General features: G+C 32.5%; 18 protein-coding genes. 11 read left to right on the forward strand and 7 right to left on the reverse strand.

What is annotated here, in order from left to right:
- Nucleotides 1–44: 44 nt before the first annotated feature.
- From HPY57_00680 to purD, 5 genes are all read left to right on the forward strand, one after another.
- Nucleotides 45–1,211, forward strand: coding sequence for an acyl-CoA dehydrogenase (locus HPY57_00680; GenBank protein NPV10294.1), 1,167 nt, complete (start codon nt 45–47; stop codon nt 1,209–1,211).
- Between the two features lie 126 nt (nt 1,212–1,337).
- Nucleotides 1,338–2,810, forward strand: coding sequence for an IMP dehydrogenase (guaB, locus tag HPY57_00685; protein ID NPV10295.1), 1,473 nt, complete (start codon nt 1,338–1,340; stop codon nt 2,808–2,810).
- A 6-nt stretch (nt 2,811–2,816) separates the two neighbouring features.
- Complete coding sequence (locus HPY57_00690) at nt 2,817–3,893, forward strand: M24 family metallopeptidase (GenBank protein ID NPV10296.1); 1,077 nt, start codon at nt 2,817–2,819, stop codon at nt 3,891–3,893.
- Nucleotides 3,890–5,173, forward strand: coding sequence for a glycosyltransferase family 4 protein (locus HPY57_00695; GenBank protein ID NPV10297.1), 1,284 nt, complete (start codon nt 3,890–3,892; stop codon nt 5,171–5,173). The genes HPY57_00690 and HPY57_00695 overlap by 4 nt, the downstream gene beginning before the upstream one ends.
- Nucleotides 5,163–6,458, forward strand: coding sequence for a phosphoribosylamine--glycine ligase (purD, locus tag HPY57_00700; GenBank protein NPV10298.1), 1,296 nt, complete (start codon nt 5,163–5,165; stop codon nt 6,456–6,458). Before HPY57_00695 ends, purD begins: the two co-directional genes overlap by 11 nt.
- Nucleotides 6,459–6,471: 13 nt before the next feature.
- On the opposite strand, the gene HPY57_00705 is transcribed toward purD, so the two are convergent.
- Entirely contained in the window at nt 6,472–7,491 is a 1,020-nt protein-coding gene (locus tag HPY57_00705; protein NPV10299.1) for a glycosyltransferase family 9 protein, read from the reverse strand.
- The gene (locus HPY57_00710; GenBank protein ID NPV10300.1) at nt 7,478–8,248 is read right to left on the reverse strand and encodes a glycosyltransferase family 2 protein; all 771 of its coding nucleotides are present in this window, start codon (nt 8,246–8,248) and stop codon (nt 7,478–7,480) included. The genes HPY57_00705 and HPY57_00710 overlap by 14 nt, the downstream gene beginning before the upstream one ends.
- 191 nt (nt 8,249–8,439) lie before the next feature.
- Here HPY57_00710 and HPY57_00715 point away from each other — a divergent pair, with 191 nt between their 5' ends.
- On the forward strand, nt 8,440–9,618 hold the full coding sequence (locus tag HPY57_00715) for an MFS transporter (GenBank protein ID NPV10301.1): 1,179 nt from the start codon (nt 8,440–8,442) through the stop codon (nt 9,616–9,618).
- Between the two features lie 107 nt (nt 9,619–9,725).
- Here HPY57_00715 and HPY57_00720 read toward each other — a convergent pair whose 3' ends face one another.
- Genes HPY57_00720 through HPY57_00740 form a run of 5 tightly spaced genes read right to left on the reverse strand, consistent with a single transcriptional unit; the run spans nt 9,726 to nt 15,612 of the window.
- Entirely contained in the window at nt 9,726–11,411 is a 1,686-nt protein-coding gene (locus tag HPY57_00720) for a SpoIIE family protein phosphatase (protein NPV10302.1), read from the reverse strand.
- Nucleotides 11,404–11,835, reverse strand: coding sequence for an ATP-binding protein (locus HPY57_00725; GenBank protein NPV10303.1), 432 nt, complete (start codon nt 11,833–11,835; stop codon nt 11,404–11,406). Before HPY57_00725 ends, HPY57_00720 begins: the two co-directional genes overlap by 8 nt.
- Nucleotide 11,836: 1 nt before the next feature.
- Complete coding sequence (locus HPY57_00730; GenBank protein ID NPV10304.1) at nt 11,837–12,193, reverse strand: STAS domain-containing protein; 357 nt, start codon at nt 12,191–12,193, stop codon at nt 11,837–11,839.
- Nucleotides 12,180–14,261 (reverse strand): SpoIIE family protein phosphatase, encoded by a 2,082-nt coding sequence (locus HPY57_00735; GenBank protein NPV10305.1) that lies wholly within the window; start codon nt 14,259–14,261, stop codon nt 12,180–12,182. Before HPY57_00735 ends, HPY57_00730 begins: the two co-directional genes overlap by 14 nt.
- Complete coding sequence (locus HPY57_00740) at nt 14,242–15,612, reverse strand: MATE family efflux transporter (GenBank protein NPV10306.1); 1,371 nt, start codon at nt 15,610–15,612, stop codon at nt 14,242–14,244. Before HPY57_00740 ends, HPY57_00735 begins: the two co-directional genes overlap by 20 nt.
- Nucleotides 15,613–15,793: 181 nt before the next feature.
- On the opposite strand from HPY57_00740, the gene HPY57_00745 reads away from it, so the two are divergent.
- From HPY57_00745 to HPY57_00765, 5 genes are all read left to right on the forward strand, one after another.
- Nucleotides 15,794–17,263, forward strand: coding sequence for a T9SS type A sorting domain-containing protein (locus tag HPY57_00745; protein ID NPV10307.1), 1,470 nt, complete (start codon nt 15,794–15,796; stop codon nt 17,261–17,263).
- Between the two features lie 25 nt (nt 17,264–17,288).
- Entirely contained in the window at nt 17,289–19,979 is a 2,691-nt protein-coding gene (locus tag HPY57_00750; protein NPV10308.1) for a hypothetical protein, read from the forward strand.
- Between the two features lie 53 nt (nt 19,980–20,032).
- On the forward strand, nt 20,033–20,653 hold the full coding sequence (locus tag HPY57_00755) for a T9SS type A sorting domain-containing protein (GenBank protein ID NPV10309.1): 621 nt from the start codon (nt 20,033–20,035) through the stop codon (nt 20,651–20,653).
- A gap of 311 nt (nt 20,654–20,964) precedes the next feature.
- A complete protein-coding gene (locus tag HPY57_00760) occupies nt 20,965–22,185 on the forward strand; it encodes a hypothetical protein (GenBank protein NPV10310.1) in 1,221 nt (406 codons plus the stop codon).
- A gap of 1,008 nt (nt 22,186–23,193) precedes the next feature.
- On the forward strand, nt 23,194–23,724 hold the full coding sequence (locus tag HPY57_00765; GenBank protein ID NPV10311.1) for a T9SS type A sorting domain-containing protein: 531 nt from the start codon (nt 23,194–23,196) through the stop codon (nt 23,722–23,724).
- Nucleotides 23,725–24,559 lie beyond the last annotated feature (835 nt).

The raw sequence follows: 24,559 nt of genomic DNA on the forward strand, positions 1-24,559 counted from the left end.
ACTCATCATCTCAATAACTTTGTAAAAATTAAAGGAGCAATTCAATGAAGTTCGAAGGAGTAGATTACTATCACATTGATGATCTTCTAACTGAAGAGGAAAAACTAATTCGTTCTACAATCAGAGAGTTTGTAGAAGATAAAGTCATACCAATAATCGAAAAGCATTATCGCGAAGGAACTTTTCCAATGCATTTGATTCCCGAGATGGCAGAACTCGGAATCTTTGGTGCGACTCTTCCCGAAAAATATGGCTGTGCAAATCTAAATAATGTAGCTTATGGATTGATGATGCAGGAACTTGAAAGGGGCGATAGCGGAATTAGAAGTTTTGCATCAGTTCAAAGTGCATTGGTAATGTATCCGATTTATACTTTTGGGAGTGAAGAGCAAAGAGATTACTGGCTTCCAAAACTTGCAAGGGGTGAGAAAATTGGATGCTTTGGTTTAACTGAGCCAGATTTCGGTTCAAATCCTGGTGGGATGTTAACTCGTGCAGAAAAAGTTGATGGTGGTTTTATTTTGAATGGAACCAAAATGTGGATTACAAACGGAACAATTGCAGATGTTGCTGTTGTGTGGGCAAAATGGGATGGTGTTGTTCATGGATTTTTAGTCGAGAAAGATTTTAAAGGATTTTCTGCACCTGAAATGAAAAACAAGCATTCACTGCGTGCATCAGTTACTTCAGAACTTGTACTTGATAATGTCTTTGTTCCAGAAAGTCACTGGCTTCCAAATACACAGGGTTTGAAATCAGCTTTAATGTGTCTGAGTCAAGCACGATATGGAATAGCATGGGGAGTTATTGGCTCAATGATGGTTGCTTATACAACCGCTCTTGAATATGCAAAATCAAGAGTTCAATTTTCAAAGCCTATTGCGGCATACCAGCTTACTCAAGCTAAACTTGTCTGGATGTTAACAGAAATAACTAAAGCACAATTGTTAGTCCTTCAACTTGGCAGATTAAAGGATCAAGGCAAAGCTCGATTTACACACATTTCATTAGCTAAAAGAAATAATTGTGAAGTCGCTTTGGATATCTGTCGTGTGGCCAGAGAAATTTTAGGAGCAAACGGAATATTGGATGAATACCCGATTATGCGTCATATGAATAATCTTGAATCAGTTAAGACATATGAAGGGACTCATGAAATGCACACTTTAATTGTTGGTGAAGATATAACTGGTTATCCAGCATTTGACTAATTATATTTTATGTGTTTGAACTTGGAAGTTATGGCTCATATTAAATTTATAAACTAAGATTTAGGTTTAATCAAGTCAGGTTTATAGATAGATAATAAATTTTACTCAAACAAATTTTGACCTCAAATGAAAGATAAAATAAAATATGAAGCTTTGACATTTGATGATGTTCTGTTAATTCCTGCAAGGTCAAATGTTTTACCAAGAGATGTCGATGTTTCAACTCGATTGACAAATAAAATTCGTCTTAACATTCCGCTTATTTCAGCAGCGATGGATACGGTTACAGAATGGCAGACGGCTGTTGCAATTGCCCGTGAAGGTGGAATAGGAATTATCCACAAAAATATGTCGATCGAAGAACAGTGCGAGATGGTTGATAAAGTTAAAAGAAGCGAAAGCGGAATGATAAAAGATCCAATAACTTTATTTCCAAATCAAACTGTTGCAGAAGCGCTTGAGTTAATGCAAAAGTATCGCATCTCGGGAATTCCTGTAATTGATGAAAATAGAAAGCTTGTAGGAATTCTGACAAATCGTGATTTAAGATTCGAACCTGATCTCAATCAACCGGTCGAAAAGTTAATGACTAAAGAAAATTTGATTACTGCTAAAGGTAAAGTCACTCTCGAACAGGCAGAGAAGATTCTTCAAAAACATAAGATAGAGAAACTTCCAGTTGTTGATAGACAAAATAGATTAATCGGTTTAATTACTTTCAAAGACATCCAGAAAAAGAAAAGTTTTCCTAATGCATGCAAAGACGAATTAGGAAGATTGAGAGTAGGTGCAGCAGTAGGAATTCAAAAAGATACACTTGAAAGAGTTGAAGAATTAATAAAATCAAACGTAGATGTTGTAGTGATTGATACAGCCCATGCTCATTCGGAAGGTGTGCTTCAGATGATTAAAAAAATAAAAAAGAAATTTCCAGAGCTTGAGTTGATTGCAGGAAATGTTGGAACTGCTGAAGCCACTATTGATGTGATTAAAGCAGGTGCTGATTGTGTAAAAGTTGGAATTGGTCCTGGATCAATTTGCACAACAAGAGTAGTTGCAGGAGTTGGAGTTCCACAAATTAGTGCGATAATGGAATGTGCTAAAGCTGCGAAAAAATACAATATTCCAATAATTGCTGATGGTGGGATCAAACAAACTGGTGATATTGCAAAAGCAATTGCAGCTGGTGCTGATTCTGTAATGATTGGCAGCTTGTTTGCTGGAACTGATGAAAGTCCAGGTGAACAAGTTTTGTATGAAGGAAGAAGTTACAAAGTTTATCGTGGAATGGGTTCAATTGAAGCAATGAAAAAAGGAAGTAAAGATAGATACTTTCAGGATGTTGAAGATGATATAAAAAAACTGGTGCCGGAAGGAATAGAAGGCAGAGTACCATACAAAGGACCGCTTTCAGAAACTGTTTACCAGATGATTGGTGGTTTAAGAGCTGCAATGGGTTACTGCGGAGTGAAAAATATTAGAGAGTTGCAGACAAAAACAAAATTTGTGAAAATGACAGAAGCCGGTCTTAGAGAAAGTCACCCGCACGATGTAATAATTACCAAAGAAGCTCCAAATTATAGAGTAAAAGGCAATTAAAATTTTATGGGCAATCATTTCTTAGATCGAATTAACCGCCTTAGAGAAACACTTGCGCTCAAAAAGTCGGAATGTTTCTTCACTTTGAAAACTGAAGATGTCAGATATCTTACAGGTTTTAATTCTTCAAATGGAAATCTTTTTGTTACTTCAGATAGAGTTAAAATTCTTACTGATCGAAGATACACTCATGAAGTAAAAAAACTTCCTGATTTTGTTGAGTTTGAATTTATTGAACCGAATTTTTTTGAAACATATAAAAGAAACATTACAGAATTAAAAATAAAGAAGTTCTATTACGAACATTCAAAACTAACTCTTGCTCAAGGACTCGAACTGAGAAGAGTACAAGGATTATTCTGGACAGGATTAAAAGATCAACTCAGTTATTTTTATGCCTTTCAGGATGAAGATGCAATTCAAAAATCAAAGAAAGCAGTGAAACTAACTGAGAAAATTTTTAATGAGCTGCTCAATGAAATAAAAGAAGGAATTTCTGAGATTGACCTCCGTGCTGAGTTAATTTATAAACTTTCAAAAGTTGTTGATGGAAAAATGTCTTTTGAACCAATTGTCCTGTTTGGAAAAAATTCTGCCTATCCTCATGGAGTTTCATCTACTTCCAAATTAAAGAAAAATTCTACTGTCTTGATTGACTTCGGCTTAAGTATTGATGGGTTTACTTCGGATTTTACACGGACACTTTACTTTGGAAAACCAAATCAAGAGTTTTTGAATTTCTATTCGATAGTTAAAGATGCTCTTCATCTTGCAATTGAAAAATTACAATTGAATACCAAAGCAAAAAATTTGTATCAAGTCGTAATAGATCATTTCGCAAAGTATAATGTGGAAAAGTTTTTTACTCACGGACTTGGACATGGAATTGGAATTTATCTTCATAATTATCCACACATTTCTAAAGAGTCAAAGGATGTGATAAAAGAAAATCTAGTTTTAGCCCTCGAGCCCGCACTTTATTTTGAAAATAAGTTTGGAATTAGGATTGAGCAGAATGTTTTAATTACAAAAGACAAAAAAGAAGTTCTAAACAAATTCACGGATGAATTGATAATTCTATGAAGAGAAAAGTTTTAGTGATCGCTTATTATTTCCCGCCGATGGGATTTAGTGGAGTTCAACGAACAGCCAAGTTTGTTAAGTATCTTGTTGATTTTAATTGGGAACCAACAGTTCTAACAATTAAACCAAAATATTATTACGCATTTGATGATGTTTTATTAAAGGAAATTGAAGAAAGGGGAATAAGGATAATTCGGACAGGTTCAAAAGATCCTACTCAGAAAGTTTTCAATCAGAAAAAAATAAAAAGTGACTTTTTGCGAAAAGTTTTAAATAGAATTAGTCAAACATTTTTTCTTCCAGATAATAAAAGAAGCTGGACTAAACCTGCACTGAAAGAAGCTCGAAAACTTCTTTCTTCAGAATCATTTGACATTATCTTTGCAACTGCTCCACCTTATACTGATTTTTTAATCGGTGCAAAGCTTAAAAAAGAATTTAATATCCCTTTAATTCTAGATTATCGCGATGCCTGGCTTGATGATGGACTCTCTTTTTATCCAACACCGGTTCACAGATGGATTGTTAAAGGAATGGAAAGAAAGGTTCTTAATCTCAGTGATAAAATCATTGCTTATACGAGGCAGATAAAAGAACATATTCTAAAAAATTATCCATTCATTAAACCAGATGAGATTTCAATAATTCCCCACGGATACGATGAAGAAGATTTTGATTTAAATTTTGTCCCGTCTAAATCTCCAAATAAAATGAGAATTACTTATAGCGGTGCTTTTTACGATGAACGTACACCAAAATTTTTCTTAAAAGCCGTTGAAAAATTATTTGTAGAACGACCCGATTTAGAAAGTCAAATTGAATTTTATTTCGTTGGAAACTTACCTAAAAAATATTACAGAAAAATTCAGAAGAGTAAATATAAAAGCAATTTCCACTTTACAGGTTATGTTGATCACAAAACGAATATTCAGTATCTGCTAAATTCAGATGTTTTGTGGCTAATGATTCGTCATTCAAAAAATCCTCATCTCTATGCAACAAGCAAACTATTTGAGTATATCGGAACAGGGAAACCAATTTTAGCATGTGTCCCTCGAAATGGTGCAGCTGCTATGATATTGAAAGATTACGAAGCTTCATTCATAATTGAACCAGATGATGTTGATGGAATAAAAAATTATTTAATAGAATTATTTGACTTGTTTAAGAAAAATCAATTGCCGGTTGGTGATAAAAAATTCATTCAGCAATTTGAAAGAAAAAAACTAACACAAGAATTAGTTAAAATATTTCAATTTACAATGAAAGATGAAGCTTAGAGTTCTAGTAATTGGTTCAGGTGGTCGAGAAGACGCACTTTGTCATAAAATTTCTCAAAGCACCTTACTGGAAAAATTATATTGTATTCCAGGTAATCCAGGTACAGCAAGATGGGCTGAAAATATTTCTATTAAAATTTCAGACTTTTCATTGATCAAAAATTTCTGCGTTGAAAAGAAAATCGATTTAGTAGTTGTAGGACCAGAAGCTCCTCTCGTAGATGGAATTGTGGATTATCTCTCCGATGCTGGAATCAAAGTTTTTGGTCCCGATAAATTCGCAGCTCAGATTGAGGGGAGTAAATCATTTGCAAAAGATTTGATGAAAAAGAAAAATGTGCCCACAGCATCATTCCGAAAATTTTCAATTGTTCAAAAAGAAGAAGTTCTGAAATATCTGCAACATCTAAAGTATCCAGTAGTTATTAAAGTTGATGGACTTGCTGCAGGGAAAGGAGTAACCATTTGTTATAGATTTAATTCTGCTGAAAAGACAATTAAAGAAATTTTTGATGAGAAAAAATTTGGTGATGCTGGAAATACAATCATTGTGGAAGAATTTCTTGAAGGGGAAGAGTTTTCTGTCTTCGCATTAACAGATGGAAAAAATTATAAGGTTTTAACTCCTGCACAGGATTATAAAAGAGTTGGTGATAACGATACAGGAAAAAATACAGGTGGAATGGGTTCATATAGTTTCAGTGAGCTTCTGACTAATGATGAAATTGATGTAATTAAAAAAAGTATAATTGAACCAATTCTTGAGAGTTTAAGAGAACTTAATCATCCTTATAAAGGTTGTCTTTATTGTGGTTTGATTAAAACAAATGATGGAATTAAAGTAATCGAGTTTAATTGTCGTTTTGGTGATCCAGAAACTCAAGCAGTTCTACAAACAATAAAATCAGATTTTCTTGAGCTGTTGTGGCTGGCTGTAAATAATGATTTAAGTAATTACGAATTAAAAACTGAAGGCAAAGCTGTCTGTCTTGTCCTTGCTTCAAATGGTTATCCTGAAAAATTTAAAGTTGGATTTGAAATATCTGGACTGGATGAAATTGATGACGATGAATTAATCATCTACCATGCAGGCACAAAATACTTTGACAATAAAATCATAACGAATGGTGGCAGAGTATTAAACATTGTTGCACATTCATCAAAAACAACATTTTATGATCTGATTAAAAAAGTCTATTCAGCTGCCAGTAAAATTGATTTTGAAAACAAATATTTCCGTAAAGACATTGGATTAAGAGGACTTAAAAAACTGAGAATTGAATAAAGAATTTCTGAAATTAACTTTCCAAAAATCTTTTTACTTCTTCAAAGATTTTTTCTGCATTTATTTTTTGACTTCCAACATATTGACATTTCTTTGGATCAATTGGACATTTTGTTTGGCAGTATTTTTCTTCGGGCATTAAGATTAAAGATTTGTTCCCAAGCGGACCCCACAATTTTGGTGAACAAGCTGGCAGAGGACAAAACAAAGAAATTGTTGGAACTTTCAGTGCTGCACAAATGTGCATCGGTCCAGTACTTGACGAAATCAAAACATCGAGGGCTGAGAATTTTATAATTGATTCCCGCAAGGTGTTGTTAGTCATTGGATAAAATACATTTTCAATATTTTGAATTTCATCAGGTGGATTGAGGTCGGTAACTATAACTCTGAAATTTTCCGCCTTAGAAAGTTTTTGAATGAGCTTTTTATATTCATTGAGGGAAAGATTGGGGGATGAGTTTCCGCTTGTTGTGTTTACACCAATTAATTTCTCTCCATTTGGAGTATAGAAGTTTTTAAAACTTGACGCAATTTTTTTCTCTTCATCAGTCAAATAAATTTCAGGTTCGATTGATTCTGGATCAATTCCGATTTTTCTTAACATATCAAGGCAATAATCAGCTTCGTGACGCAAAGGAATATACTTTTTACGATCAACATATTTTGTAAAGGTGAGGAATTGAAAAAGTTTGTGACCAACTCCTATTCTTGTTTTTATTCCAGCAAGAAATAAAATGTAATTCAACCTTTCATCTGGTAAAAGCATAAATGCATAATTAAACTTGAAAGAGCGAATCATTCTGAGATTTCCGAAAAAAGCTTTCCAGGTTTTTTCTTCATTATAAATTAATAACTCATCAACAAATGGATTATTGAGATAAATGTCTCTGGTGTATTTCCTGACAAGGACTGCTACAAAACTATCTGGGTATTTCTTTTTTATTTCTCTCGGAAGAGGAGTTGATAAAACAACATCGCCAATTCTATCTATTCGACAAATTAAAAATCTTTTCTGACTATCTTTCTTCATAAGTTTTGTGTTGAAGTTCCCAGATTTTTATCTGCACAAGCATTTTTGTCCATGCATGAAGCAATGAAACAAAGAAACCATAAATGCCATCTATAAATCCATAACGAAAAATAAAATGCTGAGTGAAATAAAGAATTGGATAAAAAATTATGGTAAATAAATTGGATTTGTGTTTAGTGCTTTTTTCAAGAGCCTCGAGAGTTGAGTAGTGATTGATTTTATCAATCGCATCTTTGAAGCTTTTATAACTGAGATGAATTATTGGCTCTTTAATAATTCCAATGCTTCCAGAGACTTCAAAACCTTCATGAACAAGCCGATTTGTTAATTTTGTGTGAGATTTTTTAAAAAGCCTTATTTGATAATCTTTATTCCAGCCGCAGCTATTCATTTTATGCCCGAGAAAATAATTATCTCTTTTGATTTTATAACCAGAAAATTTCTGGATTTCACTTAAATCAGAAAGCAAATTCAATAATTTTGATTTTAATGATTCAGAAACTCTTTCATCAGCATCTAAGCTTAATATCCATTCATTTGAAGCAAGATTTAGAGCATAACTTTTTTGATCAGCAAAGCCTATCCATTCTTTTTGAAAAACTTTTTCGGTGTATTTCTTAGCAATTTCTATTGTTCTATCGGTGCTGAAAGCATCAACTACAATAATTTCATCTGCCCAATTAACTGATTCTAAACAATCAGTAAGATTTTTCTCTTCATTCTTTGTTATTATAATAACGCTCAGCTTTTCTCTCATTTCACAAAAATTTTTTTTGAATTTAAATAATTTGAAAGTAAGAAATTGTATTGTAGAAATTTTGAAGTCGAATTGAAAATCAAAGGCAAACTTGATGTAGCCTTCTTAAGCTTAAGACTAAAAATAAAATTGATTTTCGATAAAATATTAGAGCTGGTTGTTTGATCATTGTTTAATTTTGTATTAAGAAGATGGATAATTGGAAAAGTAACTTATACATAATCTGGTTGGGTCAATTTATTGCAATGCTTGGAATGAGCATGGTTGTTCCTTTCCTTCCACTTTACATTCGTGAACTTGGATTAACTGATAATCAGGAAATTGCAAAATGGAGCGGATTTGTTTTCTCTGGACCATTTTTGTTTTCTTTTCTGCTTGTTCCATTATGGGGATTTTTAGGAGATAAGTACGGCAGAAAATTGATGGTTATTCGTGCTTTGTTCGGGCTTGCTATTGCACAAATTTTTATTGGGTTTTCTCAAAATGTTTATCATTTATTGATTGGCAGATTAATCCAAGGAATGGTGAGCGGTTTTGTCCCAGCAGCGATGGCTCTTGTCGCTTCAACTACTCCAAAAGAAAAAACTGGATATGCGCTTGGATTATTGCAGACGGCAACTTCAGGAGGAACCGTTCTTGGTCCTTTTGTTGGAGGACTTTTAGCTGATCACATTGGAATTAGACCAATATTTTTTATTACTGCATCATTATGCTTTCTAAGTGCTTTGCTTGTTATTATTAGAGTTAAGGAAGACAGAAGTAAAACCACATCAAGTGATGGAAGCCTTAAAAATAATTACATTTTCGTTTTTCGATCTTCTCAGCTCAGATTAATCATTTTAATGATTGTCTTTGTACAGATTTCAATTGCATTTAATCAACCGCTTTTTACACTTTATGCAGAAACTCTACACATCGACAAAAGATTTATCGCATCAATCGCTGGACTGCTTTATGGTATAATGGGAGTATTCACAATGATTGGTTCACCATTTTGGGGAAAGTATAATGAAAAGCATCTTGTGAACAAATCATTTGCAATTGCATCATTTGCAGCGGCATTCAGTTATAGTTTACACTATTTTATTTACAATCCATTTTTACTTGGATTTGTGAGATCAATCCTTGGAATTGCGCTTGGTGGATTGCTTCCAGTTCTTTACACACTTGTGAGTTTAAATTCTCCCATACAGAGACGAGGCGGTATTATGGGAATTGCAAGCAGTGCGCAAGTTTTAGGGAATCTTTTGGGTCCAACTTTGAGCGGGATGATTGCATCTCAAATTGGAATTCGTCCTGTTTTTTTAGTTTCTGCGTTTATACTCTTTTGTGTAGGAGCAGTTGGAAATAGAAAAATAGTAGTTGATTAAAAGATAACTTCGTTAGATTTAGATTTTATATACAATCTGTTTCATCCATTTTGAGTATTGTCTACCTTTCACTCATTAAAAATATCCAATGAAAAATTGAAATGTTTTTATTTAACCTTAATGAGGAGAATGGTTAAGTCATCAAGTTCGCTTTTGTTGGAAGAAAAAGTGAGGACATCGTCAATTAATTTGTTTGTAATAATTTCGGGAGGGTAATTGTTATATTTAATCAAACTTTCGATGAACCGTTCTTCTGAAAATTCATTTTCATTTTGATCGGTTGCCTCAATAAATCCATCAGTGTAAAGACAAATCAAATCTCCAGTCTGTAGTTTGACGATTTCACTTTCGTATGGTGAAAGGGCTTCTAATATTCCTAAGATTATTCCTCCTTTATCAAGTTTTTTAATATGATTTTGTCTGATTAGAAATGGAGGATTATGTCCTGCGTTTACATACTCAAGTGTTCTCTTTTGTTCATCCAAAATTCCCCAGAAGAAAGTGATGAAGTTTCCAGTGGTCAAATTTTTTTTCATTAAGTTGTTTATATCTTGTGTGGCTTCTTTGATTTCAAAATTTTTACTCGCTATAGTTTTTATCATTGCTTGAAGATTTGACATTATAAGAGAAGCAGGAATTCCTTTTCCAACCACATCAGAAATCAGAATTAATAATTTATCATCACTGATTCTGAAACAATCAAAGTAATCGCCCCCAACTTTTTTTGAAGGCAAATTCATTCCAAACAATTCAAAAGCATTTGATTGAGGAAATGATTTTGGAAAAAGGTTTTTCTGGATTTCACGAGCAATTCTTATGTCTTCTTCTATTTTTTGTTTTTCAATCATTTCCCTGAAAAGTTTAATGTTTTCAAGTGAAATTGCGGCTATACTGCCTAAGGATTGTAAAAACTCAATTTCATCTTCTGTAAAAGGAGTTTTTGTAAGTCGGTCACCGCAGATCATCAAGCCGGTTATTTTATTCTTTATTTCAAGCGGGATAATCAATGAAATACCTAACTCTTGAGTTGAGTCTATTAATTGAGTGTTTTCTTTCGTTATGATCAGACTAATAGCTTCGTAACTTAATTTCTCAATCAAGTTTAATAATTTTTCGTTTTCAAAATTCGAACCTATTATTTCTTTTTTGTTTCCATCAATACCAATTAAAGCAAAACGAGTAATCATAAAGTTGCCCATAACCGTGTAGCTCAAAAACTTATAGACATCACTTTCATTCAAAAGCAATGAAAATTCTTTGCTCAATTCGAACAGAGATCTAGTTTGAGAAATTTTTTGCTGAAGTTTTCGATTCGCAGCATCTAATCTGTTAATCATCATCACATTTTCAATTACAACAGCAGTTAGCGAGATAATGCTTTCAAAAAGATCAGATTCCTCTTTAGTTAAGTTTGATTTAGAATTATGAAATTGGTAGAAAATAATTCCCAGAAGTTTTTCATTAAGTCTTAATTCTTTGATGTGTTTGAGATTATAGAGTTCTAATAGTTCTAAGACTTTCGGATTATCTGAAATTCCCTTTTCGTTAATTTCAATTTTAGAAAATTCACTGTCAACTATAATTCCTTTGCTCTTTACGAGAGAAAATTCATTTTCGTTAACAATAAACAAAGCTATTCTTGAGATAAGAAACTTCCCCATCAAAGTTAAAAGAAGATGGTTTGCAATGTGATCGATGTCTTTGAATGAGTTTATCGTAAGAGTGTAATCGATTAAAGTCTCAAGGTTGTGTTTGTAGATTGATGAATTTTGATTAGTAAGATTTTCAGGCATTGGAGGATTTAAGTTTTTTAGTTAGAATGATCTTGTTTTCGCCGTTGGGATTGAATTCATAATCAACACTATCCATTAATTGACGCATTAGGAATATTCCGTATCCGCCAGATTTTTTGTTGATATAATTTTCTTTCAAGTTTGGAACTGGTATTTCTCCCGGATTAAATGGTAAGCCAAAGTCAGAAATTTCTGCAATGAATTTATCATCAATAAATTTCAATTTTAGTATTATGTCCTGGGTTTCGTCGAATTTATATGCGTGTTTAATTTTATTCGTGCAAGCTTCATCAATTGCAAGAATGATTTTCTCCATATCTTCTTTTGATACATTATTTGAAGACAAAAAGTCCATTACAAATTCTCGAATGAGAATTAAATTTTTTGTCTGGCTTTTAAATGTTTTGGTTTTGGCGTTTACCAATTTATTTCTCACTTAAAGCAAATTTTTGAATAGCTTCTTCATCTGTTTTATGAAATTCATAAATCTTAGTAAATCCAATCAAGTCGAATATGTTGTAAATTTTTTCATTCATAGAAGAAAATTTTATGTCTCCACCTTTACTTCTAATTGTTTCAATGTACGCCATAAAAACACCGAGTCCCGCACTGCTTATGTAATCGAGATTAGAAAAGTTTACGATTATTTTATAGCGATTGTTATTTACAAGATTTGAGATTGCTTCTTCAAGTTTTGGAGCTGTATGTGCATCTAAATAACCCTTGAGTTCAATAATGTTGACATCTTCAAAACTTCGGTGAATTAAATCAAATTCGTTCATTTTTATCTCCAAGATATTTTATTGCTAATAAGGTTATATCGTCGTGTTGCGGATAATCTTTTGAGAATATTGTTAATTTTTCAATGATTTTTTGAATGACCATATAACTTGTTTCGTTAACTGATTGACTAACAATTAGGTTTAATTGTTCAGTTCCAAACTCTTCTAATCGATTATTTCGTGCCTCAGTCACTCCGTCAGTATAAAAAAGTAAAAGATCATTTTTTTGAAGCTGAAAAGAAATTTCTTCAAGATAATTTTCATATAAGTTTCCAACATCAAGTCCGATTGCAATTCCTGAAGGTTTTAACTCAATTAATTTTGAATTGTTTAAAAACAAAATTGGGCAATGTCCAGCTCTCGCAATCTTTACTAAACCAGATTTTGAATTAATTGTAGCGTAAACTGCGCTTACAAAACTTTTTTTGTCCAGACTTTTACTTAAAATTTTATTGGCTTGAATTAAAATGTCTTTCGGGTTGATTAAGATTTTCGAAAGTGATTCAAAAATCCCTTTAACTTCTGCCATATAAAAAGCAGCAGAAATTCCTTTACCACTTACATCTGCAACGATAAACCCAAAATTATCTTCGTCAAGCTTAAAATAATCAATGTAATCACCACCGACTTCGAATGCAGGAATAAAAGCAAATGAGACATCCAGAGATTCAATTAATGGCGTTTTTTCTGGTATTAACTTTTTTTGAACTTCTCGAGCAACTTCGAGTTCTCGTTCGAGTCTTTCTTTCTCAATTGATTTTTGAAGAAGTCTGTAATTTTGAATTGCCACAACTGAATACTCGCCAATGCTTTTTAGCGTGTTCAAGTCATCTTCATCTAAAATTGAGTTTTTATCTTTACCAATTAAAATGTAACCCAGCGTATCTTGATTATAAACCAGAGGAATGCTTATAAGTTTATCAATCTTGGGATTAAATTCAGTAAAGAAATCAGTCACATCAATCTCAAGACTCCTCTTTGTGACCTGGCTCTGGATCAATGAAAAAACTTTATTTTTCAAAATATCTATTAGGTCTTTACTATTTTGATCGGCTGTATAAAAATTACAATCATTCTTTGAGTCCATTAAACAAATATAAACATCCCTTGACCCTGTGATTTTTTCTATGGTTTGAATAATAAAAGCAATTAATTCATCGATATCCAGAACTTTTGAAATCATTTGCGATAAATTTTGGAGTGATTCGATTTCAGATGTTTTCTTTTCCAAGACTTCAGTTGCAGGTAGCTGAAAGATTGTAAGTATAAGAAGTATTATTGAATAAACTAACGCCATTGCAAAAATCATATTGTATGCGGTTACTGTTGCATTAGAAAAAATTACAATCAGATCATTAATTTGATTATCTTTTTCAGATATGATAAGAGAAAAGATTACAATAAAAAGCAGGGCAATACAAAGACCAATGACTTTTAGTTTATCTTGCTTATTGAGATAGATTACCCATTTATTCTGGTAGGACATCCAGATAAAAAAGATTACAGTTAATGTAATCAGAGTGTATTTTATAAAATCTAAGTTATAATACTTTTCAAGATTACTGCTGAGTGCTGATAGAATGAAAAAGATGATCGTTATCCTGTAATTTCTATCAATATTTTTTCTTCGTTTGGTGAAAAAAAGAATTGTTATAATGGCGAGAATTATAGAAACAAAAATAAGATACAGAATTGTGTAAGCTCCTGAAATTAACCCGATGAATATTGTTGGTTTTATGATAATATTTTTGAGGTCTTTCAGGATTGGGCTTAAAATGTAAAGAGATGTTTCTGAGATGAGAATAAAAAGGATTTCAAAAATTATAAAACCAAATAAGATTTGTATCTGAGAAAAATTTTTTTTCTCCTGAAACTTTAAAAGATACTTTACAAGAGAATAGACCAATGGAATTAAAATTAAGTCACTGAGAAATGAAATCAAGAAATTTTCTTTGAATAAGAAAAATGATCTTAAAAGAATGTAAAGGATAAATAATACGATTAATATGGTATAAGAATACCTGCTGACGAAAAATAAATTTTTTATTCTACTTGTAAGTAGTCTCATAAATTAACCTGGTCTTCCAGCTTCCGTTTCGAAATTTATAATACAGGATCAAAGTGTAAATAAAGATATATATTGGTAAGCTTAACCATGTAATGATAAAATTGAGTTTAAAAACTACAGCAGATAAGTAAGCAAGAGGGAGAAAGATAAACCAATTAGTTAAGACTTCGGCTTTCATCACAAAAAATGATTGATTGGCAGCTTGCAAAACATAGGCAAGGACAATTGCAATTCCATAAAATATTTGTGAAATGCCTGCAATTTTCAAAATAGGTGAAGCTGTTTGAATTATTAATCTGTCATTTGTAATGATAAGCAAAACAGTTTCAGGTATAAATATATAAATTAATGCAAGTGAATAAGTAAAAATTGTCAGTAATTTAATCGATTCTTTCCCGTAAATCTCCGCTAATTTAAATTTATTTATTCCAAGACTATTCCCAACCAGAGTTTGTGCTGCAATACCAAATGCAAAGCAAGGAAGCAACGACAAAAAAACCATTGAAATAACTGCTTGCGTTGCTGCTTGTTGTAGTGTACCATAAAATCCAATCAAAGCAATGAAAACTAAAAATCCAACTAAAATAAAAATATTTTGGAAAGACACTGGTAAAGATAATTTAATTATTGATTTCACAATTTCTTTATCGAGCTCAAAGAATTTTTTTGTTCGATACCTTTTTCGATAGTAATTCAAAGTTGTTACAAAAAGATAGAAGAAAAAATCGACAACCGTTGAGATTGAGGAAGCTAAAGCAGCACCTTTCAATCCAAGCTTAGGTGCACCAAGATTTCCAAAAATCAGGACCCAATTAAAAAAGATGTTAACAACATTCAGAATAATTCCGGATATCATGAAAATTTTAGTATGTCCAATTCCAAAAAAGAATCCACGAAAAGCAACAATCATTAAAAAGAACGGTAATCCCAAAAATCTAAAGCCTATGTAATCGCTTGTTAATTTTTCTACAACTGGATCTTTAGCAATTAAATAAGAAAAATGAGGAGCTATCAAAAAAATTAATGATCCAAAAACCAGCCCTGTGAAAAATCCAAGAATTAATGAATTATTTAATATTCTTTTACAGGTTGAATAATCATGTTCACCTTCTTTTTTTGCGACCAGAATGTGTGTTCCTGTACTGAAACTTGAAAAAAAGCTTACAATTGCCCAGGTTGCAAGAACACCTAACCCCATAGCAGCAAGATTTTCTTTTGCATTTTCAAGTCGCCCTACCATCGCTGTATCGACAAGCGAGATAAGTATATGACTAGAAAGTCCAGCTAATGCGGGTAAAGCAATCTCTAAAATTTTATTTGCAAAAAATTTTTTTGGCAAAAGACTCATTATCAGAACTAAGTTAATTAGCGAGATGATGAAACTCAATAATAAAACAATCAAATAATAGCAAAATCAACTTTAGAAAGTAAAAATAAAATTAGATTGATTTTTTGTGAGAATTATGTAATTTAAAATTAAGAATGAATAAGAATTCATTACATACAAATCAAAGTAATAAGAGAGGGGCACTATGAAAAAATTTTTACTACTTTATTCAATTCTTCTATTAATTAGTTTTAACTTGAAAGCACAGGTAGTCTGGGATTCATCCTGGTATTGTGCTTACGCAACCTGGGACCATCCAGATGCTAATGCGACGGGTTATAATACAGCCAGTGTTGCAGTTTTTGCACCTAATACTTTTGTCGCTGTTATAAACAGACCTTCAAACAATACAGCATATCTGGTAGGATATAGAAATGCCGATTCTTCCAATGGACGTTTAGGAACATATGGTTATGGAACAACAGGTGTTGGTGGTTTTCGAATGCAATGGATTAGTGGATTTGATGTTGTAGAAATGTTGCGTCCATGGGATATTGCTGGAAAATGGGGCGACACTTTGATTTATGTTGCTAATAATGATACAGTTGAAAGAAATATTTTGGTTTTCTCGCTTGGGCAGGATTCGGTTTATTCAACTGATTTTAGAATGGCAACATTAGACAACAAACCAATTTTTGGAATTGATGTAGATGCAGCTGGAAGAGTATATGTAACTAAAGAAGGAAATGAAACAAATGAATATGGCAGAGTTTTAATTTATAATTCGATTCAAGATGATCCAGGCTGGAGTGGATTGCACTATTCTCAACCGCTTCAAATTATTACGGTTCCAGAATTGGGCTACATCCGTGGTGTTGCGGTTTCACCAGATGGCAAGTTGATTTATGTCTCCAATTACTCACAAAGAAAAGTTTATTGTTATGTTGGAAGTCCAACTCAAGGATATACACTTTACAACGGATTTAATTTTACAATTACCGATACCATTCCAAATGCTGCTGGTAAAAGACCTGGTCCACTTAATCTTAAATTTATGCCTGAGAAAAATATTTTGCTTGTAGCTGTTGATTCATTATTAGGAGGAAGCAGCTCATATCCTTATGGAAGAGTTTATTTCGTTAATCCAAATACGGGTGAAGTAATTGATACCATAGATGCTGCAGCCTGGAATTTCTACATAACAGGTGCTTATAATAATCGTGGTGCTGATGGTAAACAAGGAAATGTATCAGGTTATACTTCTCTTTATGGTGTCGATTGTGATAATGAATTTAATGTTTATACAGTTTCTTATTATGGTTGGACAGTTGATAAATGGATTCATACATTCGATTTACCAACAATTCCAATCACAATTTTGAATGTCGAAAAAACAGATGTTATTCCAGAGAACTTTGACCTAAAACAGAATTATCCAAATCCATTCAATCCACAAACTACTATTGAATTTTCACTGGTTGAAAGATCAAAGGTCTCTTTAGTCGTTTATAATGCTATTGGAGAAGTTGTTGCAGAATTAATTTCAAATTCTGAATTCGATGCAGGCACTTACAAATTTACCTTTGATGCATCTAAACTTTCTTCAGGCACTTATTTCTATTCATTGATTAATGGGTCTAATAAGATCACAAAGAAAATGACTTTAATCAAATAATAAAAACAAAATAAAGGAGAGCTCTATGCGTAAAATAACAACACTTTTCTTATCGATTTTTCTTGTAATTGCGGTTAATTTACTTTTTGCGCAGCAAGAAAAATTTGTTCGTCAAACAACCATTGCTGTTCCAGCAATAGAAGTAGCAGGATTTGGTAATGCTGTTTCAGGAGTAGATCTTGATGGTGATCAAAAAGTAGAGATTTACGCTGTTAATAATAACTGGGATAATTCAGGTCCCGGCGAATTAGTTCCAAGAATTTATAAATTCGAATTTGATGGAACTAAATGGGATACAGTATGGCGTGCCCAATTGAATATTCCACTTCAAAATACCTGGCCCACACTTGCTATCGGTGATCTGGATGGTGATGGAAAAAAAGAAGTAATTTGGGGACCTGTTAATTTCACAGATGCAACCCAGAATCCAAATCCACCAAGAATTGTCGTATTTGAAGTAAAAGGCGATGGCAGTGATGTTCTTGGTGTTCCAGATGGTTCTGGAAATTATCTTCCAAATGCAAAATGGAATATGGGTGTTGCTGACAATTACAACTTGAGACCTTTCAGGTGGTATGTGCAAGATATTGATAATGATGGTAAGCAAGAAGTTATTTTTGCTAGCCGTGTTGCGGGTGAAAGATTTGGTGTAATTTCTGTTAGTGATGTTCCAGACCTGGGTGGTGGAACAGAAACATGGGTGTGGGAAGGTCACGGTTTAGGACAAAATATTAACTCATCAACACTTTATGATTTATTTATTCTTGATGGAAATATTTATTTAATTCATCAAAATGGTACAGTTACACCAGTACTTTATCAGGGTGGTCAATGGCTTGCAAAAACTGGTCAGGCTAATGTTGTTCCTGGTGGTTCCTGGAAATCTGCCTGTGTAGTTGATTTAGATAATAATGGAACAAAAGAAGTAGTAGTCGCCGGTTGGTCGGTTGGACAGGCAAAAGCATTTCTTTTGCAAAAAACTTCAGATACTACATTTTCTACTACAATGATTGCTGATTTTACTCCACTTATTGGTGCAAATGGTAGACTTTACGGTGGTGATTTCGGTGATTTGGATAATGATGGTTATCTAGATTTTGTATTTGGAACTCGCGATGCAATTCCCGATGGAGCCATCTTAAGATTGAAATATAAAGGCGGTGCAATTGATAATCCAGCTAATTATGAAACTTCAATAATTGATAGTCAAATTGATCCAACACAAATAGGTTTGAGATACGACATCATTAATATCGCTGATGTTGACAAAGATGGAAAGAAAGAAGTTGTTTATTCAAATGGAATTGGTGGTAGAATACCATTAGTTATTCTTGATAGGGTAATGTATTATACAATTGCTCAAGCAAGAGTCGATGCAAACAATGATGGAATTCCAGATTTGAAAGTCTCAGGTGATACTGTAACTGTTACTGGTGTAGTTACAACTCCAAATTATATTTTAAGTGCAACTACACCTGGAACATCTTATTACATTCAAGACCAAACAGGTGGTATAAATCTTTATAAAGCCGCAGTTGTTGTAAATTTAGATTTAGGTGATTCAGTTATCGTTACAGGAAAACTTGATCAATTTAGAGGATTAACTGAACTTGTTCCTTTAACTGTCAATTTACCTGATTTAAGAGTTATTAAGAAGAATGCATGGTTACCCGAACCTGAAGTTGTAACAGCTGCTCAGTTGAATTCTAATGGTGAGCAATACGAAGGCAAACTCATCAAAATGCTCAACCTTACCAAGTCACCATATTCAGTGAATTGGCCAGCAGCAAATCAAGATGCAAATATGACCATGTATCAAGATGCTGACTCTGTCACGATGAGAATTGATAGAGATACAGATATTGACGGTCAACCTGAACCAACTTATCCAGTAAATGTGATCGGTGTTGCTACACAATATTCATCAGGTTCTACAGTTTATTTTGGCGGATATCAGTTACAACCAAGATATTATTCAACAGATTTTCAATCATCTCAAGCTCAGGTTACATTCAATATCAACATGCGTGTAGCAATTCTGAAAGGTAAATTCACTCCATCGAGTGATTTGGTTGTAATTCGCGGCAGTTTCAACGGATGGGGTGGAAATGCTGATCAATTAAGCGATCCAGATGGTGACTCAGTCTACTCAATTACAAAGACATTCAATGTTGGTGATAATCTTGAATTCAAGTTTGTCATTGTAAGAGGTGGACAGGATTTCTGGGAAGATCAAATTCCAAACAGAACTTACACAGTTCAGGCAGGAACAAATGTTTATGATGGCGGCTACTTCAATAATGACAGTGTGTATGTTCCACAATTTCCAATTCAGTTTACCTTCTCCTGCAATATGGAATTAGAGCGATTAAGCGGAAGATTTAATCCAGCCACAGACACAGTTTCCGTAAATGGAACATTCAATGGCTGGACATCGAAGGCATGGATACTTACACCAAATCCATTAAATCCAGATTTGTATGAAGGAACCTGGACAATTAATGCAGGAGTAGGTGAGAGCATTGAATTTAAGTTCTGGTATACACCGAATAACTGGGAAAGCCGACCAAACAGAGTATATACATTTACACAGGATGATATCAATGCAGGAGCGGTGTTTTACAGTGGTTCATTTAACGATGCAAGCTTGGCGACTGTATTAAATCAGCCTGCAACGATAAGTTTACAGTTAATACCAATGGAGCGATATCGATAATCAATGGACAGCCATTCCCAGTAGTTAATACAGTACACATAGCAGGAAGTGCATTGCCATTGCAATGGCCACAGGGTGGATGGCCCAATGGTGATTCGACTGTAGTTATAAGATTGTATGATGATGGGACAAATGGAGATTTGGTAGCAGGCGATAAGATATTCTCAAGAGATATTACATTCCCGCAGTACACAGTATTGAGAGTTGAGTACAAATATTCAATCAACTGGGGAGATGCTGTAAATAATGGTGGAGGAAATGATAATGAAGCTGGCTTTGCCCAGAATCACATTTTGAATATGACGAGATTTATGACAGGAGCGACAACGGTTGATACATTTGGAAGGATGGGGGATTCATATTTGACAAACATTACAGGAGTTAATGATCAGTCAGTAACAAAGCCGACGACATATTCATTATCACAGAACTATCCAAATCCATTCAACCCATCGACAAGGATTAAATTCACACTTCCAGAGATGACAAGAGTTACATTGAAAGTTTACAATGTTCTTGGTCAGGAAGTAGCGACAATACTTGAGAACAAGGAGTTGCCGGCAGGATATTATGATTATGAATTTAATGCTGGTAATTTGACAAGTGGAACCTATATTTATCGAATAGTTGCTGGCAATTTTGTTCAGACTAAGAAGATGATTTTGATGAAGTAAAGTGATTTGATGAACAACGAAAAAGCCCTCTGATTTTCAGAGGGCTTTTTTGTTTTAAATGTATTATTGCTTTACAGATTTAATAATTAGAAGATTTTCAAATTTTTGTTTTAATTTTTAAATAAATTTTCAACAACTGCATAAAGCTATTCATTATTATTTCCTTCATTAAATTCTTTTAATTCAATTTTATCATTAAGATTACCAGCATCAGTGAGCTATATTCAAAATTAGTTGAACTTTAAGAGAGAAGAGTTTCCTTTCATTGATTAAATTGAAATAAAAGGAAACAAAGATGAAAGGAAACTCCAATGAAAGATGAAAAACAATATTTAACTATTTCAAATATAGAAGAAATGCTTGAAAAATTTTACAAGAATAGAGATCAACTTTTATTAGAGTTTATGTTTTTTCCATTTTTTGAAGCTTTGAAAAAAGAGATCGAAGAGAAAGCTGGTAAGAAATACAAACATGATGGTCAATACTATAGATGGAGTAGTAATCCTGGTAGTATATCAGTAAACGGGGAGAAAGTAAGAGTAAAAGTTCCGCGAATAAAGGATAAGCAGAGTGGTAAAGTAGAAACGCCGGAGATATATAACAGAGTAAAAAAGAATATTCATATAAGTGAGAGGATAATGAAGAAATTATTGGCAGGAATAAGTCAAAAGAGATATAAGGAAACTGCACAGGAATTAGCTAATAGTTTTGGATTAAGCCAGAGTAGTGTAAGCAGGATATTTACAGAGGAAGCAGAGAAATACTTAAAAGAGTTTGAGGGTCGGAAGTTAAATAACTACGATATATTGGCAATAATCATAGATGGGAAGTATTTAAAGAAAGATCAGATAGTATATGCAATAGGATTAACAAATACAGGATATAAGATAATATTAGGTTTTATACAGACAAATACAGAGAATACAGAAGCAATCAAAGGATTGCTTAAGGATTTAATAAACCGAGGATTAAAGTATGAGAGAGGGATATTATTTGTAACAGATGGTTCAAAAGGGATAATCAAAGCGATAGGAGAAGTATTTGGGAAATATGCTGCAATACAACGATGTCAATGGCATAAAAGAGAGAATGTAGTAAGTTACCTGACAGAGGAATTAAAAGAAAAGTATAGGAATAAACTTCAGAGAGCTTATCTTGAACCTGAATATGTGATTGCAAAATCCAGATTATTAGAAATCCACAAAGAGCTTCAGATGATAAATAGGACTGCATCAAATTCATTACTTGAGGGTTTAGAGGAGACATTGACGATACACAAGCTTGGAGTAAGGGACGAGCTTGGAAGGAGTTTAGGTACGACAAACATAATTGAGAGTACAAATTCACAACTTGCAAGTAGGTTAAGAAGAATAAAGTTCTGGAAGAGTTCGCAAATGATAGCCAACTGGATAGCAATAAATTTATTGGATATAGAAAAGAGGATGAAACGTATACATAATTATCAAAGGCTCAAATTATTAGAGCTTGCTTTAATTGATTATGTTAGTTCAAACAAACATATGGTAGCGTAGCAATGAAGGAAACTCTTCAACTTCAACTAAACTTGAATAATTCCCGCATCAGTTTTTGTCAAGAAGAATTTATAATTATTTTTTTATAACTATTAATTCTCTTTAATATCCTTCACAAATAAATCTTAATGGTTTAATGAAACTTCCACAAATTTAGAGTTTTGTCTATGATTAAGGATTTAAAAATCAATTTTTAATTATTATTATCATCATTTGAAATTTATTGATGAAAATATTAAAGTTGCAATAAGAATTTTAATGGGAGGCAGTATGAAAACTAAATTATTTGCATTCTTTTTTTTGTTTAGTAATATCTTAATAAGTCAAAATTTTGACAATCTCCTAATTAACGACTTAATACTTGATAATGAAAAAATTTTTGTTGTAGGAAAAAATTACGACAACTCTCTTCAAGTTGTTAGAACTCAAATAAACGATACAAGTCAACAAACGATTTTTAAAAAAAGTTATCTTTTCCCTGATACAGTTGTTGTTGTAGCAACTAAACCTCTATTATTGGGTGATACTTTAATAGTCCCTTATATACTTAATACAAACACACAAGAAAATTTTATATTGCATTTACATAAAGATGGTACCGTTATCAAAAATAACCGAATGCCATTTCCAATTATGTTGTTTAAATACTTGAATAAACCAATTTTAATCACCTATAATACCGCCTTGAAAATATATAGTTATCCCGAATTAACTCTTTTAAAAAGCCCTGATATAAATGTAGATATAACTACCCTAGATCCTGCTTCTGACATTGAAAAAATAGTAATATACGACGATGGTAAAATAAATTCAAGAATTATTGTGATAAATAATCTTAATGATTCTTTAAAAATTTTTAAATTTAGCAACAAAGATTTTAGATTAAGAGGCTATTATGAAAATGGAAAAATATTTGTAGCTTCTTCAATACTTGGAAATGATGCTGTTTATGTAAATTTATATCTAATTGATTCTACTTTTTCCATATTGAAAAAGAAAGAAAAAATTATGATAGGATTTGTTAGAGCTGTATTAAAGATTAATAATTTATATTACGTTTTAGTAGATGATCCTGTTGTGACTAATTTTAGTTATATTTTAACTCTTAATGAAAATCTCGAAGAAGTAAATAACAGGATTAAAATCGCGGGGGCTGGATATACAATGATTAATGATAATTCATATATTTTTGTTGCGGTGAACGTACCACCAAGTCATTCATTTATTCAAAAAATTCCTTTTTTTACCAATGTAGAAGAAAAAATTGAAAAGATAACTTTCCAACTTTATCAAAATTATCCTAATCCTTTTAACTTATCGACAAGGATTAAATTCACCCTGCCAGAAATGACAAAAGTTACCTTAAAAGTTTATAATATTCTTGGTCAGGAAGTAGCGACAATACTTGAAAATAAAGAATTGCCGGCAGGATATTATGATTATGAATTTAATGCTGGTAATTTGACAAGTGGAACCTATATTTATCGATTAGTTGCTGGCAATTTTGTTCAGACTAAGAAGATGATTTTGATGAAGTAAAGTGATTTGATGAACAACGAAAAAGCCCTCTGATTTTCAGTGGGCTTTTTTGTTTTAAATGGTAATGCAAAATAAACTTGAAGAAGTATTAATTGAATAACAATGAATTCCATTTGAAAAAAGAAAAAGAAAAAAAGAAACCTGTAATGGCTCAATGTGATTAATATACAATTACATTGGGGTAAGGGTAAATTTTTAACAATCCTAAAAATGTCTGAAACGAATAACCAATGAACTCACCAATGGATGTGAATAATAAATTAAAAAATAAAAACCCCGCAGGGGTTTAATGTGAATAGCCCCCAATCGCATTGGGGGTAAATGAGAACCGCAAAACAAAGAACCCCAAAGGGGTTCAATTATAAAAGAAATTGTTTTAAACGATTAAAAATATTCCATTATATCATTCATCAAAAAATAAATTCTCACATTCAACCCCTTCAGGGTTGAAAATTTCTTTTGATAATATTCCTTGAGTGCAACTCGGGGTTAATCATATTCAACTCCTTCGGAGTTGTTGAAAAACATCCGACACAAAACATTGATTTAATTTGCGCTAATTGAAAATTAAATCCAGAATGGATTATATTATTATAGAAAAAACAATCTCTCAAAAAAAACAAAAATCCTGCAGGGATAACATTATCATAAAAACATAAAAATTCATAAAATCTTTGAACTGGGAATACTAAAACCATAGAGTATCAATCCAAATATACAATTAAGTATTGTCAGATTGACAATTAGTCGACATTCTGACATATTTATTTATTGAATTTATGATACCCCACACCTATACAGGTGGGGGTACCCACCTATATAGGTACCCCCTCCC

Source organism: Ignavibacteria bacterium, assembly GCA_013177855.1.
In the GTDB taxonomy this organism is placed as follows: domain Bacteria; phylum Bacteroidota; class Ignavibacteria; order Ch128b; family Ch128b; genus Ch128b.

Excerpts from the sequence above, each read along its gene's own strand:
- HPY57_00680 (NPV10294.1), top strand. The coding sequence starts at position 45 with ATGAAGTTCGAAGGAGTAGATTACTATCACATTGATGATCTTCTAACT.
- guaB (NPV10295.1), top strand. The coding sequence starts at position 1,338 with ATGAAAGATAAAATAAAATATGAAGCTTTGACATTTGATGATGTTCTG.
- HPY57_00690 (NPV10296.1), top strand. The coding sequence starts at position 2,817 with ATGGGCAATCATTTCTTAGATCGAATTAACCGCCTTAGAGAAACACTT.
- HPY57_00695 (NPV10297.1), top strand. The coding sequence starts at position 3,890 with ATGAAGAGAAAAGTTTTAGTGATCGCTTATTATTTCCCGCCGATGGGA.
- purD (NPV10298.1), top strand. The coding sequence starts at position 5,163 with ATGAAGCTTAGAGTTCTAGTAATTGGTTCAGGTGGTCGAGAAGACGCA.
- HPY57_00705 (NPV10299.1), bottom strand. The coding sequence starts at position 7,491 with ATGAAGAAAGATAGTCAGAAAAGATTTTTAATTTGTCGAATAGATAGA.
- HPY57_00710 (NPV10300.1), bottom strand. The coding sequence starts at position 8,248 with ATGAGAGAAAAGCTGAGCGTTATTATAATAACAAAGAATGAAGAGAAA.
- HPY57_00715 (NPV10301.1), top strand. The coding sequence starts at position 8,440 with ATGGATAATTGGAAAAGTAACTTATACATAATCTGGTTGGGTCAATTT.
- HPY57_00720 (NPV10302.1), bottom strand. The coding sequence starts at position 11,411 with ATGCCTGAAAATCTTACTAATCAAAATTCATCAATCTACAAACACAAC.
- HPY57_00730 (NPV10304.1), bottom strand. The coding sequence starts at position 12,193 with ATGAACGAATTTGATTTAATTCACCGAAGTTTTGAAGATGTCAACATT.
- HPY57_00735 (NPV10305.1), bottom strand. The coding sequence starts at position 14,261 with ATGAGACTACTTACAAGTAGAATAAAAAATTTATTTTTCGTCAGCAGG.
- HPY57_00745 (NPV10307.1), top strand. The coding sequence starts at position 15,794 with ATGAAAAAATTTTTACTACTTTATTCAATTCTTCTATTAATTAGTTTT.
- HPY57_00750 (NPV10308.1), top strand. The coding sequence starts at position 17,289 with ATGCGTAAAATAACAACACTTTTCTTATCGATTTTTCTTGTAATTGCG.
- HPY57_00760 (NPV10310.1), top strand. The coding sequence starts at position 20,965 with ATGAAAGATGAAAAACAATATTTAACTATTTCAAATATAGAAGAAATG.
- HPY57_00765 (NPV10311.1), top strand. The coding sequence starts at position 23,194 with ATGATAGGATTTGTTAGAGCTGTATTAAAGATTAATAATTTATATTAC.